We start from the raw sequence: 12,757 nt of genomic DNA, 5'->3' as shown, positions 1-12,757 counted from the left end.
CGGCCTCGGGGACCACCGGTACAGCCATTAACGCTAAGCACTTGATCTTTTGCCTCTAGCACAGATGATCAGTCCGGTATGCGGGTTCGATCGAAGATCGTCGATCACTGGCGGGGCCCGGCTACGGTCCGCGCATGCCGGTGGAGTTCTTGACTGATGAGCAGGCCGAGGCGTACGGGAAGTTCGCCGAGGAGCCGACGAGGCCCGAGCTGGAGCGGTTCTTCTTCCTCGATGACGAGGACCTGAAGCTGATTGCGAAGCGGCGCGGTGACCACAATCGCCTCGGCTTCGCCCTCCAGATGTGCACGGTCCGCTATATCGGGCTGTTCCTGGAGGATCCCCTCGACGTGCCGTGGTCGGTGGTGGAGCACCTTGCCGAGCAGCTGGAGATCGGGGATGTCTCCTGTATCAAGCGGTATACCGAGCGCAGGCCGACGGCGTACGAGCACGCCTGGGAGATCCGTGACGCGTACGGCTACCACCAGTACGAGGACCATGCCCAGGGTCGGAAGTTCCGGGCGCTCCTTCACGGTCGGGCATGGACGGCGCATGCGGAGGGTCCGAAGGCGTTGTTCGACCATGCGGTGGGCTGGCTGCGCCGGCACCGGGTGCTGCTGCCGGGGGTGAGCGTGCTGGCCCGGCAGGTGGCCGAGGTCCGCACCGTCGCGGACAAGCGCTTGCACACCACGGTCGCGAGGGCCGCCAGGCGGGCGGATCCGGCGCTGCCAGGGGACCTGGTGGCCACGCTGAAGACGCCGGAGGGCAAGCGGTACTCGGAGCTGGAGCGGATGCGCCAGCCCCCGACGCGGACCACCGGCACCGCGATGAAGGCCGCGTTGCAGCGGGTCGAGGACATCGCCACCTTCAAGCTGGGCCGCCTGAAACTGGAGCAGATCCCGCCGAACCGGCTGTCCTCGCTGGCCCGGTACGGACTGGGCACTAAGGCGCCGAAGCTGGAGAGGACCCCGGAGCCCAAGCGCACGGCGATGCTCACCGCGGTGATGCGCCACCTGGAGGCCAAGGCGATCGACGACGCCCTGGACCTGTTCGAGATCCTGATGGCCACGAGGCTGATCAGCACCGCGAAGCGGTCCACCGACAAGCAGCGGCTCTCCACCCTGCCCCAGTTGGAGAAGGCATCCCGGCTCGTGGCCAGGGCGGCGACGGTGTTCATCGGGGAACTGGAGCTCATCGAGCAGACCGGCTGCGACGTGGATGTGGCCGCGCTGTGGCGGGCCCTGGAGGAAGTCGCACCCCGGGCCGCGCTGTCGAGCGCGGCGACGGTGGTGGTGAGCCTCGTCCCGGAGGACGACGACACCGCGGAGGCCGCGCTGCGCGGGGCGCTGGCGCTGCGCTACAACACCGTCAAGCCGTTCCTGTCCCTGCTGGGCGAGTCGAAGGCGCTGGACGCGGCGCCCGGCGGCAGGCGCGTCCTCACCGGGGTGCAACGGCTCCCAGCCCTGTCGCGGCGGAAGGTGGGCGAGAAGCCGCTGCTGCCGCGTGAGGTCGACGACAAGCTGGTGCCGGCGCACTGGCGCAAGGCGGTGTACGCGAACGCCGAGCTGCCGCAGGGAGCGGTGGACCGTGACGCGTACGTGGTGTGCGTGCTGGAGCAGCTGTTCCGTGCGCTCAAACGCCGCGACATCTTCGCCTCCCCCTCGCATCGCTGGTCCGACCCGCGCGCCCGCCTGCTCCAGGGCAAGGGCTGGGAGGCGGTCCGCGAGGACGTACTGGCGGGCCTGAGCCTGGACGAGGACGCCGAAGGACACCTTCGGGACCTGATCGTGGTGCTGGACGCGACGTGGAAGCAGATGGCCGAGCGGCTGGAGGAAGCAGGGCCGGACGCGAAGATCAGCATCGAGACCCAGCCGAACGGCCGCGTGAAGCTGAACGTGGAGAAGCTCCACGCGCTCGGCGAGCCGAAGTCGCTGAAGTGGCTGCGCGAGCGCGTCGAGAAGATGCTCCCGAAGATCGACCTGCCAGACCTGCTCTTCGAGGTACATGCCTGGACCGGGTTCCTGGACGCTTTCGTGCACCTGGGCGACGGCAAGACCCGCATGAGGGACCTGACTACCTCGGTCGTCGCCCTGCTCGTGAGCGAGGCGTGCAACATCGGCATGACCCCGGTCATCAACCCGAACTACGAGGCACTCACCCGCGCCCGCCTCGTCCACGTCGACCAGTACTACCTGCGCGCCGACACCATCGCCGCGGCGAACGCCGCCCTGATCACCGCCCAGGCACAGGTGCCGATCGTCAAGTTCTGGGGCAACGGACTGCTCGCCTCTGTCGACGGCCTGCGTTTCGTCGTTCCTGTCCGCACCATCAACGCCGCGCCCTCGCCGAAGTACTTCGCGAAGAAGACCGGGATCACGTGGCTGAACGCGATCAATGACCAGGTGATCGGCATCGGGCAGATGGTGGTGCCCGGCACCCCGCGCGACTCCCTGTTCATCCTGGACGCGCTGCTGAACCTGGACGGCGGGGTGAAGCCGGAGATGGTCGCCACCGACAACGCCTCCTACTCCGACATGGTCTTCGGCATCTTCAAGATACTCGGCTACCGCTTCTCCCCCCGGTTTAAGGACTTGGCCGACCAGCGGTTCTGGAAGGCCCAGATGCCCGGAGCCGAGACCGCCGGCGGGTACGGGGCGCTGGAGGCGATCGCCCGGAACAAGGTGAACGTGAAGAAGGTGATCACCCACTGGCCGGACATGCTGCGGGTGGCAGGTTCCCTGGTCACCAACCAGGTACGCGCCTACGACCTGCTGCGGATGTTCGGCCGCGAGGGCCACCCCACCCCGCTCGGCGCCGCGTTCGCCGAGTACGGACGCATCGCGAAAACCCTGCACCTGCTCGCCGTCGTCGACCCGGTCGATGACACGTACCGGCGGCAGATGCACAAGCAGCTCACCGTCCAGGAGTCCCGGCACAAGCTCGCCCGCGACATCTGCCACGGCAAGAAGGGCACCATCCACCAGGCGTACCGGGACGGCATGGAAGACCAGCTCGGATCGCTCGGCCTGGTCTTGAACGCCGTGGTGCTCTGGACCACCCGGTACATCGATGCCGCCGTTGCCCAGCTCCGCGCCGAGGGCCACGAGATCCGCGATGAGGACGTGGCCCGACTGTCCCCGCTGAAGCACAGGAACCTCAATGTGCTCGGCCGTTACAGCTTCACCGCCTCCCAGCCGGTTGACGGGCTGCGGCCCCTGCGCGACCCGGACGCCGTCAACCTCGACGATGACGACGACGGAGAGGACTGAGCCAGCCCGGGACCGGCCAGTCCGGTTGACAGCCGCAGTGGGTGGCGTGGTGGTACCGGCGGCTCGTACACGAGACGGGAGCGACAGGACATTTCTGCCTTCCCATGGGTCCAGGAACGCCATCAGCGAGGCAGCGTGACGAGCCCCATCTCATAGGCGGTGATCACGAGCTGGACCCGGTCCCGGGCGCCCAGTTTGGTGAGCAGCCGTGACACGTGCGACTTGGCGGTGGCCACAGTGATGAAGAGGTCTTCCGCGATCTCGGTGTTCGACCTGCCGCGTCCGACCAGGGTCAACACTTCCCGTTCCCGTTCAGTGATGCCCTCGATTGGCCGTGGGGGGCGCTCCGGGACGACCTCGGGGCGCCCGACGAAGTCGGCGATCAGACGGCGCGTCACGCCCGGCGCGATCAGTGCGTCGCCGGCAGCGACCACGCGGACCGCCGCGAGGATGTCGTCCAGCGCCATGTCCTTGACCATGAAGCCGCTCGCGCCGGCCCGGAGCGCACCGTAGACGTAATCGTCCTCGTCGAAGGTGGTCAGGACGAGAACACGGGTCGTCACCGGGCCAGCCATGATCAGGCGGGTGGCCTCGATCCCGTCCATGCCGGGCATCCGGATGTCCATCACCACGACGTCGGGGCTGACATCTTTGACCAGCTGGACCGCCTCAGCACCGGTGCAGGCCTCACCGACGACCTCCAGGTCGGGGTGATCGGCGATGAGTACCCGCAGGCCGGACCGCACCAGCGGCTGGTCGTCGGCGAGCACCACCCGGACGGTCATCGGGCCTCCACCGGAACTCCGACGCGTGCGGCCAGTGGCAGCCTGGCCGCCACCCGGAAGCCGCCCTCGGTCCGCGGCCCGGCGCTGAGGTCACCGCCCAACAGGGCGACCCGCTCCCGCATCCCGATGATGCCGAAGCCGCGGGCCGAGCTGTCCCCGGTGGCGCCGCGCCCGTCGTCGACGACCTCCAAGGACAGCTCCTCCGCCCTGTAGTCGATGGCCACCCGGCAACGCCCGGTGCCCGCGTGACGGACGACGTTGGTCAGCGCCTCCTGCACGATCCGATAGGCGGACAGATCGATGTCGACAGGCAAAGGACGCTGCTCCCCGCTGCGGCGCACGTCGACGCGTACCCCCGCATCCGCAGTCGCTGCCGCCAGCTGTTCGACGTCCGCCAGCCCCGGCGAAGGTGCGAGCGGTGACTGCTCCGATACGGTCGCGCCCAGGTCGGCCTGCCGGAGCGACACCAGCGTGCGGCGAAGACCCGACAGGGTCTCCCTGCTGGTGGCCTCGATGGCGCGCAGGGCCTCGCGGGCCTCCGCGGGCTGGGTCTGGATGACCCGGCTGCCCACACCGGCCTGGATGGCGATGATGCCGATACTGTGCGCGACCATGTCGTGCAGCTCCCGTGCGATCCGCAGCCTTTCGGCGGTCACGGCCTTGGCCACCTCCTGCGAACGCAGCGCCACCGCGTGCTCGCGGCGCTCGCGACTGAGCAGACCGACCGTACAGGATGCGGAGATCGCCAAAAGGGCGATCACGACGTTGACGGTCAGGTTGTCCCCGTGCGCGAAGACGCCGATGGCCAGGAGCTGCACGGCGAAAGACACGGCCACGGCGGCGAGCGAGGCTCGCCGCGTGCAGGTGGCGACGATGAAGCCCAGGACGAGATCCACCGCCAGAAACGACAGGAACTGACCCTGATAACCCACCGACATCTCCGCATGGACGGAGCTTGGAGTGCCCACCACCACGGCGGTGGATCCGAAGAGTGCCATGGCCAGAGCCGGCAGCGGCCTCCGTCGCACCACGCCGACGAGCAGGCTCACGGCCAGCAGCGACCCGACACCGTGGACCGTGCCCGATGCCCGGGGGGCGCCCCCCACCAGCAGACCCACCATGAGGAGGTAGAGGGCGCCCCCCGCCCAGGCCACCGGCTTGGTTCTCGTCATCGGCGGCGTGCCCCCATCTCGGGAGCAAGGCCGCAGTGCGCGACACGCACAGGCAACGGGGTGATCGTTATGAGGTCCACGCCGCGAGACTAACCGGCACACCGCCCGCGCGACATTAGCCCGGGGACGTACGCCCACGGGCCAATGCGGCCGCACGATTGCCGCCCACGGCCCCATGTCCGGACGGGGGTCCTCTCGGCAATGTGGGTGCCGTGATCGAAGTCAACGAACTCACCAAGCGTTACGGCAGCAAGACGGCCGTCGACCATCTGTCCTTCACCGTGCGGCCCGGCCAGGTCACCGGATTCCTCGGCCCCAACGGAGCCGGCAAGTCCACCACCCTGCGGATGATCCTCGGCCTGGACGCTCCCACCACCGGCGCCGCCACCGTCAGCGGCGTCCCCTTCCACAACCACCCGCGCGGACTGCGGCACGTCGGCGCCCTCCTCGACGCCGGACAGGTCCACGGCGGACGCAGCGCCGCCGCCCACCTGTCCGCCCTGGCCCGCAGCAACGGCATCCCGCGGCGCCGGGTGGACGAGGTGCTCCAGGAAGTGGGGCTGGCCGAGGCGGCGAACCGCCGCATCGGCGGATTCTCCCTCGGCATGAAACAGCGGCTGGGGATCGCCACCGCCCTGCTCGGCGACCCGCCCGTGCTCATGTTCGACGAGCCGATCAACGGCATGGACCCGGAGGGCGTGCTCTGGGTACGCCGACTCTTCCGGCGCCTGGCCGCCGAGGGGCGCACGGTCTTCCTCTCCAGCCACCTGATGTCGGAAATGGAGAACACCGCCGACCAGCTGGTCGTCATCGGCCGGGGCCGCCTCATCGCCGCCGAGTCGGTACGGGACTTCGCGGCCCGCGGCACCCGTCGCAGCGTCGTGGTCGGGACACCACAAGCCGCCGAGCTGGCAGCCGTGCTGACCGCGGCCGGCGCCACGGTCGAGCCGGAAGGCTCGGCGGGCGCCGAGAAACTCGCCGTGACCGGGCTCCCGGCGGACCGAATCGGAGCGCTCGCCTTCGAGAACCGGATCCGCGTGGACGAGCTGACCACCCACACCGCCTCACTGGAGGCGGCCTTCATGGAACTCACCGCCGACAGCGTCGAATACCAGGCAGGACAGCCCCGATGACCACACTCGCCTCCGTCCTCCCGACCACCCCGGTCACCGGACCACCCGCCCGCTTCCGCGACCTGCTCGCCTCCGAGTGGATCAAGATGCGGTCCCTGCGCTCCACCCCGTGGACGATCGGACTCACCGTCCTGTTCGTCGTCGGGTCCGCAGTCGTGGCCACGCTGGCGGACAAGGTCGCAGGCTCCGGCCCCGCTGATTTCCTGCCCTTCGATGCCTACCCGGCGGCCGGCTACTGGACGCTGATGCTCGTCGCCAGCAGCATGGGCGCCTTGACAGTCGTGAGCGAGTACAGCAGCGGGCTGATCCGCACCACGACCGTGGCCGTCCCGGCCCGCGGCTCGGTGGTGCTGGCCAAGGCGGCCGTCACCGCCGCGCTGTGGACCACGGTCGGCACGGTCGCCTCCACCGGTTCCTTCCTGGTCTCCCAGGCCATCCTGGACGGGCACCATGCCGGTGTTCCGATCACCCACCCCGGGGTGTTCCGGGCGCTGGTGGCATCCGCGTTGCTGGCTCCGGTCTGTGCCCTGGTCGGTCTGGGCCTTGGCGTTCTGCTCCGGCATGCCGCCGGGACCATGGTCACCAGCGTCTTCACCCTGCTGATGCTGCCCACCATGTTCTCGGAGAGCAACCGCTGGTCGGCGGACATCAAACACGCACTGGTATCGGCCGCCTGGAATCGCCTGGTCCAAACCTGGGAGCCGGATCCCGGATCCCTGGGCTACACCGCCACTGTCTCCGGCTCGTGGATCGTGTACGCGCTCTGGCCCCTGATCGCGATCGCACTCGCCGTACTCGTCGTGAGGCGCCGCGACGTGTGAGCGCGCCTTCAAGGCGCGCACATCGCGCCCGGGAGGCACGGCTCCGGGGGCGAGGCCCGGTAGCTCGTCGCAGCGCTGATGACGGCCTCTCATAAATGAACATCTGTGAGAGATCTGCGAGAGCCCCGGAAGTGATCACGTTTCCGCAGGTCGCCGTTCTCAGAAGTCCTCTCGAAACCGGCGTGTTGTGCGAGGCACTTCTGAGAGACTGCTGCCATGGATCTCACGCCTGATCAGGCCGCATTGGCGGTGGAACGCCACGACTGCCCGAACTGTGACGCGCCCGCCGGCAGCGCCTGCCGTACCCGTGGCGGGAAGACCGCCGCGAAGTACCACACCCCCCGCTTCGCCCTCGTCCCCGCGCTCCGCGAGGAACTGGAGATCCCCGTCCCCGCCGACCGGCTCCCCGGGCGGGCCTGGAAGCAGGGCCCCACGCTTGCGGTGGTCCCGGCGCCCCGCACGGAGCGGCCGGTACGGATCGGGTACGCCAGGACATCGACCGCCCGCCAGGAGCTGGCGAGCCAGCTCGAAGCCCTGCGCCGGGCGGAGTGTCACAAGATCTTCCAGGAGCAGATCAGCACCCGCGTCAAGGTGCGGCCCGAACTGGAGAAGGCGCTCGCACTGACCCGTCAGTTCAAGGAGGCCGCGCCCGAGACGCCAGTCATCTTCACCGTCCACGAACTCAAGCGCCTCGCCCGCAACGCAGCCGAGCTCATGACGCTGTCCGCCGAGCTCCAGGCCGGCGGCATCCAGCTCGAACTCCTCACCGGCCCGCTCACCGGCATCTACGACCCCAACGGCATGGGCGCCATGTTCTTCGCCGTCCTCGCCGTGGCCGGGCAGATCGAGCGCAACTACATCCGGGAGAAGACCCTCGAAGGCCAGGTCGTCGCCGCGGCCAAGGGCAATCACGGCGGACGGCCGAAGGTCATCGACGACGACATGCTCACCTTCGCCATCGCGCTCAAGGACAAGGGCGTCCCCGTCCCCGAGATCGCCAAGAAGCTGACCATCAAGACCGGCAAGAACGCGGGCAAGTCCCCGTCGGTCGCCTCGCTCTACCGGGCCTTCGCCGAAGCCGAGCAGGCCGCCACGGACGACGACCTGCCGGTCAAGCCCAAGCCCGTACGCATCCGCCGACCCGAGGACCCACTCACCCCGGACGAGATCGAGCTCCGCGAGCGACTCCAGGCCCAGCCCCACCCGAACGCCGCAGGCCGCCGTGGATGACCTCGCGACCGTGCGCGCACAGGAGTACGAGAAGGTCTTCAACGAACTCCTCGGCGCCGCCACCCGGCTCGACATGCTGCGCCGCCTGGAGGGCGGGGGCGTCGACCCGCACGCCACCGCCGCCATGCACGCGATCCGATTCGCCGCCACCATCCTGTGGCCGACCGCGAACACCCCGCCGCCCAGCTTCCGCCACGACAGCGAGCGCCTGCTCCAGCTGGCCGCCAACTGGCGTGAGGCGGCAATGGAACTCGGCGAGTTCGCCCCACCACGCTCCACCCTGCGGCTCGTCAACGACACGTCGCCGCCCTCGTAGCTCACCGCTCCAGACCAAGATCAACTGCTTAGCGTTAATGGCTGTACCGCTGGTCCCCAAGGCCGAGATTGACGACAGCAGGTGTCTGTCGGCACGGGCACTGTCCCGGTCGAGTGGTCGGCGGGCGGGTTGCGCAGCTAACCGCTGGGCGCTCCAGAGTGCCGCCGTCTCGCACCCCGCGACACAAGGGACGCGAGCACTCCATGCTCCGCCGACCGCATGCCAACCCGGCATGCCCGACCGAACGGAACACCCGTGTCGACCCTGCTCCTGCTCGTGCTGATGCTCCTGGTCCTCGTCGTCCTCCTGGCGGCCGGCGCCCTCGCCTACCTCGCGCACCGGTGGCCAGCGCTGGTAGCGCCCCTGACGCTCGCCCTGGCCGGGGTGACGGTCGTGGTGACGGCCGTGGACGTCATCGTCAGCCGGTGACCCGCCCTGATGCGGCACCGGGCCGCGGACACCAGGAGACTGTGCCGGTGACTACACCGACGCGTGACCGAGACCGCGGCCTGGGCCGTGGCGTGCACACCCTGATCCCCGCCGACGAGACGACGGCCACCTCCCCGGCCGCGAGGGCGCGGGCCGCCCTCGCGGCAGTGCAGAGCGTCCGGGTGCCGGTCGTCGTGCTGGAAGCCGTCGCGGGCCTCTTGGAGGAACTGGAGCGGACCAGCGACGACGAGGCCACGTGCGACGCCGTGCGCCAGACCCTGTCCTACCTGCGCGACGCCACAGCCTGACCCCCCGCACCTCCCGCCGTCAACCTACGGTTGAGCTGGCGCGCGGCCACTTCCGGCGGCCCGGTCGACGGCGGCCAGGAGCGCCGGGTGCCACCCCGCAGCGGCCAGCTGGTGGTCCTCGGCCAGCCCGGCCCCGGCGAGCGCGGCGAGCTGGACCCGGTGCTCGATGCCCTCGGACCACGCCGCGAGCTGGGCCCGCCGCACCTCCACGCGGGCGGCCAGCGCGTCGGTGCTCTCCAGGTCCAACCCGGCCTCGCCCTCCGGGCGGTCGGCCGCGGCGGCCGGGACGTGCTCGGCCAGGGCGGCCGCGGCCCGGGTGACGGCGGCGAGCAGACGGGCGGCGCGCTCGGCGTCGGGGGCGACGGGGCCGCGCCGGGGCTTGGGGTCGCTGCCGCGCCGCAGCTGCTCCATGCGTACCGGCAGCGGTGACCAGCCCGGCTCGCCCGCCATCTCGTCGTTGAGGACGACGACGGCCCGGGTGTAGGCGCGGGACAGGCCGCGCGGCTGCAGCGGCATCCCCGAGGGACGGGTCACGGCGGCGCCCCGGGTGCCGGGCTCGCCCGCGTGGTTGCCCCGGGTGGAGACCCACAGAGCGTCAGCCGACCCCTGGGCGGCGGCGACCAGGGCGGCGCGCTCGCGCAGCCACCGGGCGACGGCGGCCTGCGTCGACCGCGACAGCCCCAGCAGCTCGATCGTGTCCGGCGCGTCGACGGGGGTGCCCTGCGGCCGGCGCCGCAGCCGCGTCTCCGACAGATCCGGCGCCAGGTCCTCCACGCCCTGGCGGCACAGCTCACCGGAACGGGGGCCCGCGTCCAGGACCACGCCGATCATCGCCAGCAGCCGGACCCGCTCCACCCCACCGCCCCGGACGTCGGCGCGCTCCAGCAGCGAAGACCGCAGGATCGACCGCGGGCGCCGGGCCACCGGCGCCTTCGCCGGCGGGTTGTCCGGCAGACGGGGCAGCTCGGCGTGGACGCCGAGCGCGGCCGCCAGGATGCCCAGGGCCTCGATGCGGGCCTGGCGGCTCTTGTCCGACGTGCGCTCGGGCGCGGGGACCTCGCGCCGCCGCAGCTCGCCGCGCGCGGCCAGCTCCAGGTAGGCGTCGACCGACCCGGCCTCGAACACCTTCGCCACCGGCGCGGTGGCGGCGAGCGGGTGCTCCTGGTGCTCCAGGACCAGGGCCAGCTCGCCGGCCACCCACTCGACCTGACGGGACCGCGCGGCCGAGACGTCCTCGTCCAGGCGAACGCCCGCCACCGCCCGCGCCAGCGCCGTCAGCACGCGCGGCTCCGTCATGCCTCGCTACCCCGCCGCAGCTTGCGCACCAGAGGTTCGAGCACCGCCGGATCATCCAGCGCGGCCGCGATCATCGCGCGCAGTATCTCCGCCTTGTCCACGCGGCGGCCTGTCCGGCGCCGAAGCACCATCGCCAGCTCGTCGAACGCCAGCGCGTCCGGCTCGCTCAGCAGGGCAGTGAACTTGCTCCGGCTGACCGTCTCATGTGACGGCTTGCCGTCATGACGGCTCGACGGCTTGCCGTCATCCTTGCTGCGGCCTGCACCTTCTCCGTCGAAACGGCTCGACAGGCCCTCCAGCAGGGCGTTGACGCCGCCGGTGTCCACCTGGTGATCATGCCTCGTCATGCTGCTGCCCCCTCCAGATAGCCGGCCTTCACTGCCATGTTGCGGAACATCCCGGCCACGTCGCTCTTCGCGTCGTACTGCTGGATGTGCTGCCCAACGTTCTTCGCCTGAGCGATGACCGTACGCAGCGGGATCTCGCCGACCACGGGCAACGGGAGGGCGTGCAGGGAGTTGTAGACCTTCGTCAGGAATCCGCTCAGGGGGCGGTCGATGCGGTTGATGACGATGCCGCGGTAGGTCGGGTGCGGCATGCGTGTCTCCTCGACCAGCGTCTGGATCTGGCCGAGCAGCAGCTCCATCGCCTCAACGGAGAATTCATCAACGTCCACCGGGATGAGGACGTCGCGCGACCAGGTCAGGATGTTGTCGGTGTCGACGTCCAGCGCCGGGCGACAGTCGGCAAGGGCGTGGTCGAATCCGTCCTCCTCCAGGTGCTCCAGCACCCACGCCAGCCGCTCCTCCTTCGACCGCGCCGAGTGCAGGTGACGCGCGAGGGTGAACTGGTCCAGCGAACTCGGGATGATGAACAGGTTCTCGGAGTGCTGGCGCACCAGGCTCCGGGCCTCGGCGCGCGTGCAGCCGTCGAGCATGGCCCGGGTCAGCGTCAGGTCGCCGTTCTTCTTGCTCAGGCGCGGGACCTTCAGCGCGCTCGTCAGGTTGCCCTGCGGGTCCAGGTCGATCAGCAGAGTCTTGCGGCCGGCGGCCGCCAGCGTGCCGCCCAGATGCAGCGTCGTGGTCGTCTTCGCCACGCCACCCTTCTGGTTCAGCATCGCGGTTCTCGTCATTGCCATGGCCCCGGACCCTATTGATGTCAACGGCATGACGGCAAACCGTCACGCCGTCAGACCGTCATGCCGTCACCTCCCACCGGTGCGCGCCACGTCACCCGAACCCCGGTGCTGACCGGCGCGGACGGCGGGCCACCACGACGATGCCTCCCCGCGCCGGGCAGTGCCGGGGCCAGCGGGGGTCTGGGGGCCGGCGAAGGCCCCCAGCAGCCACCGGCCCCAGCCGGTTGCCCGTCAGGTTGCCGCTCAGGTTGCCCCGGGCCTCCCTTGCCCCGCCGCCGGACAAGGGGTCTGACCTGCGGTGCAACCGGCGGTCAAGGGGTCCGTGGGCCGCCGACTACTTCTCCACGGACCCCGTCGGCGCGGCGGTTGCCCTACGAGTAGCCCCACGAGTGGCCCCACGAGTGGCCCTACAGGTCGCCGTACGAGTAGCCCTACGAGTCGCCCCCGGCCGGGCCGCGGCGGGCCTTGGCCATGGGCCCTGACCTGCTGGTCAAGGGGTTGGACGACAGCACTGCAGAGCGCCGACTTCTTCCCTGAGAACCCGTCTTTCAACCTGACGGGTGGGAAGGATTGAGGCATGAGTATGGAAATGCGCGACCGTGAGTGGTCGGCTTTCATGAACCAGGCCCTGGGTAACAGCGTCTCGGAGGAGGGGCTGCTCATTGATTCCGACCCGCAGCAGGACATCACGAAATGGACTGTTCTGCCTGAGATCACGCGTGACCGGTTGGGACCTGCCGACCCCGAGGCACACCGAGGGCCGCGGCCTGGTCGAGGAAGCCAAGCAGGTCGTCCACGAGGTCGCCCGCCGCGTCAACACGGAGGCCGGACCGATGGTCGCGCAGCTCCTCGGCGACCGGTGA

General features: G+C 70.2%; 13 protein-coding genes. 8 read left to right on the top strand and 5 right to left on the bottom strand.

The window, feature by feature from the left end; all coding sequences use genetic code 11:
• The first annotated feature begins 134 nt into the window (after positions 1-134).
• The gene (locus ACZ53N_RS31070) at positions 135-3,266 is read left to right on the top strand and encodes a Tn3 family transposase (protein ID WP_469144149.1); all 3,132 of its coding nucleotides are present in this window, start codon (positions 135-137) and stop codon (positions 3,264-3,266) included.
• A 122-nt stretch (positions 3,267-3,388) separates the two neighbouring features.
• Here the strand turns inward: ACZ53N_RS31070 and ACZ53N_RS31065 are convergent, their stop codons facing one another.
• Together ACZ53N_RS31065 and ACZ53N_RS31060 are read right to left on the bottom strand one after the other, a co-directional pair.
• Positions 3,389-4,051 (bottom strand): response regulator, encoded by a 663-nt coding sequence (locus ACZ53N_RS31065; protein ID WP_469144148.1) that lies wholly within the window; start codon positions 4,049-4,051, stop codon positions 3,389-3,391.
• Positions 4,048-5,223, bottom strand: a complete 1,176-nt coding sequence (locus tag ACZ53N_RS31060; RefSeq protein ID WP_469144147.1) for a sensor histidine kinase — start codon at positions 5,221-5,223, stop codon at positions 4,048-4,050. Before ACZ53N_RS31060 ends, ACZ53N_RS31065 begins: the two co-directional genes overlap by 4 nt.
• A gap of 212 nt (positions 5,224-5,435) precedes the next feature.
• Between ACZ53N_RS31060 and ACZ53N_RS31055 the strand changes: the two genes are divergently transcribed.
• From ACZ53N_RS31055 to ACZ53N_RS31030, 6 genes are all read left to right on the top strand, one after another.
• Positions 5,436-6,356, top strand: coding sequence for an ATP-binding cassette domain-containing protein (locus ACZ53N_RS31055; RefSeq protein ID WP_469144146.1), 921 nt, complete (start codon positions 5,436-5,438; stop codon positions 6,354-6,356).
• Complete coding sequence (locus ACZ53N_RS31050) at positions 6,353-7,177, top strand: ABC transporter permease (RefSeq protein WP_469144145.1); 825 nt, start codon at positions 6,353-6,355, stop codon at positions 7,175-7,177. The genes ACZ53N_RS31055 and ACZ53N_RS31050 overlap by 4 nt, the downstream gene beginning before the upstream one ends.
• A 216-nt stretch (positions 7,178-7,393) precedes the next feature.
• Positions 7,394-8,407: a recombinase family protein gene (locus ACZ53N_RS31045; RefSeq protein WP_469144144.1), complete on the top strand. Its 1,014-nt coding sequence runs from the start codon at positions 7,394-7,396 to the stop codon at positions 8,405-8,407.
• A gap of 10 nt (positions 8,408-8,417) precedes the next feature.
• Positions 8,418-8,723, top strand: a complete 306-nt coding sequence (locus ACZ53N_RS31040; RefSeq protein ID WP_469144143.1) for a hypothetical protein — start codon at positions 8,418-8,420, stop codon at positions 8,721-8,723.
• A 255-nt stretch (positions 8,724-8,978) separates the two neighbouring features.
• Positions 8,979-9,152, top strand: a complete 174-nt coding sequence (locus tag ACZ53N_RS31035) for a hypothetical protein (protein ID WP_469144142.1) — start codon at positions 8,979-8,981, stop codon at positions 9,150-9,152.
• Between the two features lie 47 nt (positions 9,153-9,199).
• The gene (locus ACZ53N_RS31030; protein WP_469144141.1) at positions 9,200-9,460 is read left to right on the top strand and encodes a hypothetical protein; all 261 of its coding nucleotides are present in this window, start codon (positions 9,200-9,202) and stop codon (positions 9,458-9,460) included.
• 24 nt (positions 9,461-9,484) lie between these two features.
• Here the strand turns inward: ACZ53N_RS31030 and ACZ53N_RS31025 are convergent, their stop codons facing one another.
• Genes ACZ53N_RS31025 through ACZ53N_RS31015 form a run of 3 tightly spaced genes read right to left on the bottom strand, consistent with a single transcriptional unit; the run spans position 9,485 to position 11,894 of the window.
• A complete protein-coding gene (locus tag ACZ53N_RS31025; protein WP_469144140.1) occupies positions 9,485-10,756 on the bottom strand; it encodes a hypothetical protein in 1,272 nt (423 codons plus the stop codon).
• Positions 10,753-11,103 carry a hypothetical protein gene (locus ACZ53N_RS31020; protein WP_469144139.1) on the bottom strand — a complete coding sequence of 117 codons (351 nt, stop codon included), beginning with the start codon at positions 11,101-11,103 and terminating at the stop codon, positions 10,753-10,755. Before ACZ53N_RS31020 ends, ACZ53N_RS31025 begins: the two co-directional genes overlap by 4 nt.
• Positions 11,100-11,894, bottom strand: coding sequence for a ParA family protein (locus ACZ53N_RS31015; RefSeq protein WP_469144138.1), 795 nt, complete (start codon positions 11,892-11,894; stop codon positions 11,100-11,102). The genes ACZ53N_RS31020 and ACZ53N_RS31015 overlap by 4 nt, the downstream gene beginning before the upstream one ends.
• A 719-nt stretch (positions 11,895-12,613) precedes the next feature.
• Between ACZ53N_RS31015 and ACZ53N_RS31010 the strand changes: the two genes are divergently transcribed.
• The gene (locus ACZ53N_RS31010) at positions 12,614-12,757 is read left to right on the top strand and encodes a hypothetical protein (RefSeq protein ID WP_469144137.1); all 144 of its coding nucleotides are present in this window, start codon (positions 12,614-12,616) and stop codon (positions 12,755-12,757) included.

The sequence above is a fragment of the Streptomyces sp. NPDC033229 genome (genome assembly GCF_055576875.1).
This window is presented reverse-complemented; position numbering and strand designations above follow the sequence as displayed.

Coding starts and splice junctions, on each gene's coding strand:
- ACZ53N_RS31070 (WP_469144149.1), top strand. CDS start 135: ATGCCGGTGGAGTTCTTGACTGATGAGCAGGCCGAGGCGTACGGGAAG.
- ACZ53N_RS31065 (WP_469144148.1), bottom strand. CDS start 4,051: ATGACCGTCCGGGTGGTGCTCGCCGACGACCAGCCGCTGGTGCGGTCC.
- ACZ53N_RS31060 (WP_469144147.1), bottom strand. CDS start 5,223: ATGACGAGAACCAAGCCGGTGGCCTGGGCGGGGGGCGCCCTCTACCTC.
- ACZ53N_RS31050 (WP_469144145.1), top strand. CDS start 6,353: ATGACCACACTCGCCTCCGTCCTCCCGACCACCCCGGTCACCGGACCA.
- ACZ53N_RS31045 (WP_469144144.1), top strand. CDS start 7,394: ATGGATCTCACGCCTGATCAGGCCGCATTGGCGGTGGAACGCCACGAC.
- ACZ53N_RS31025 (WP_469144140.1), bottom strand. CDS start 10,756: ATGACGGAGCCGCGCGTGCTGACGGCGCTGGCGCGGGCGGTGGCGGGC.
- ACZ53N_RS31020 (WP_469144139.1), bottom strand. CDS start 11,103: ATGACGAGGCATGATCACCAGGTGGACACCGGCGGCGTCAACGCCCTG.
- ACZ53N_RS31015 (WP_469144138.1), bottom strand. CDS start 11,894: ATGGCAATGACGAGAACCGCGATGCTGAACCAGAAGGGTGGCGTGGCG.